The sequence below is a fragment of the Zhongshania sp. genome (assembly GCF_041584495.1).
Lineage (GTDB): Bacteria > Pseudomonadota > Gammaproteobacteria > Pseudomonadales > Spongiibacteraceae > Spongiibacter.
The window spans coordinates 1-1,621 of record NZ_JBFHDY010000272.1 but is presented as its reverse complement, the minus strand read 5'-3'; the positions used below and the strand labels follow the sequence as shown (position 1 = coordinate 1,621).

Below are 1,621 nucleotides of genomic sequence, written 5' to 3'. Positions count from 1 at the left end.
GGAAACACCGTTCTCATTCTGTTTCAAAATCGCCAGTATCTGGCTGTCGCTGTATCTTGATGTTCGCATAGAAAACTCCCTTCCTTCAGTTTAGTGGAATTTTCTACTAATAACTGTTCCGGATTTTCGGGGGGATTACAATATCGCAAGCCCTACTCGCATTTCCGATGATATTATTGTTTGAGCTTGGACTATTTTTTAGTCTTTTCTTTAATGTAAACACAGAAAATTAATCTACATATTTAACTGAGACACAAGCACGCCTGTCTATAAACGCTCTAACTAAAACTCCATGCAGAAATGGAATTTTCATGCATAGAACACATAATAGCTCTACCAAACATTTTTATTAGCGGGCTACTCACACAGGCTGAATAAGCTTTGCAACTTCGACTTCAGCTAGAAATTCTGAAACCGTCGTCAAAATTGTGGCGGGCTCCTCTTTATGCGGAACATGACCAACACGCTCGAAGATAACGGACCGAGAATACCCCGAAATTGACTCCGCAATAAAATTCGGAAATGCTACAGATCCGTATTCATCATTATCACCATGAATTGCCAAGACCGGACATTGGACATTCTTAAGGTGGGAGAGTAGGCTCCAGTCACTGAAATCCGGGTCAAGCCAAGTCTCTGTCCACGCAGCTAATACCCAGCGAGCCTTAGATCCGTGATACTTTACGAGCTTTTTAAAATGTAGAGGGTTGCTAAAATATTGTTTAGCCGCCACTATTCCGCGCGTTGTTCGCTCTTCAATAAATGGTTGGGCTGATTCGGTAATAAGGCCAACACAGAGATTTCGATCGGCATGAAGAGCGGCTATCGCTACGCCCATACCACCGCCGACACTATGCCCCAAAATCACAACTCGCTCCAAGCCTAGGGAATAGCAAAGCGATGGAAAGATGCTCTCTGCCTCCTCATCAATAAACCGATGTGATGGCAGAGCAACACGCTCACTGGATTTTCCGAAACCCAGCCTGTCGTAGGCGATAACTTTCCGCCCCAACCGTTGCGCAAGCTGGGCTGGAAAATCTCGCCATAGCGCTACGCAACCTAAAGAATCGTGTAATAAGACGACCGGAGGTAACGCCGCTGGCGCCGCAGGGAGCCACTGCCGAACGTAGACACGCCCACCCGGAACATCAATAAATTGTTCCTCAGATTTACCACTAAGCATAAGTTATTCCTGCCCCTATTCGCAGCGCGATGACACCATAGAAAATTGCATGCTAAAACTTTGAATTATTATATAGAATGATCGCGACTATTAAAGACATTTCATTGCAAAAGGTATACGCCAACCATCAGAGCATGACCAATCGTTGAAGTATTCAAAGTACGAAAAAGGCCCCCGAAGGGGCAAAGGCATCGTAGAATATCCACTTGCTAATACTTAGTAGAAACTTGGCTCTAAATCACAAACCAATTCAAATCAAGCTAAAGCAATGACCAATACTAATTATCAAAAAATTCCAATTGTTCTGGTCAACAAAACCGGACACATTAATTTGCTAATTTCTCATACTGAACCGGCGATAAATCATTGTTCGATGAGTGGAGCCGGTCTAAGTTGTAATACCTAATGTAAGCTCTAACATCACTGGTCATGTGCTCG

Annotated in this window: 2 protein-coding genes; both read right to left on the bottom strand. The window is 43.7% G+C overall.

The annotated features are described in order from the left end of the window. Nucleotides 1-361 precede the first annotated feature (361 nt). Nucleotides 362-1,183, bottom strand: a complete 822-nt coding sequence (locus ABYP33_RS19025) for an alpha/beta fold hydrolase (RefSeq protein WP_373092911.1) — start codon at nucleotides 1,181-1,183, stop codon at nucleotides 362-364. Between the two features lie 326 nt (nucleotides 1,184-1,509). Then, on the bottom strand, nucleotides 1,510-1,621 hold a 112-nt coding region (locus ABYP33_RS19020; protein WP_373090799.1), incomplete at its 5' end, for an IS3 family transposase.

Excerpts from the sequence above, each read along its gene's own strand:
- ABYP33_RS19025 (WP_373092911.1), bottom strand. The coding sequence starts at position 1,183 with ATGCTTAGTGGTAAATCTGAGGAACAATTTATTGATGTTCCGGGTGGG.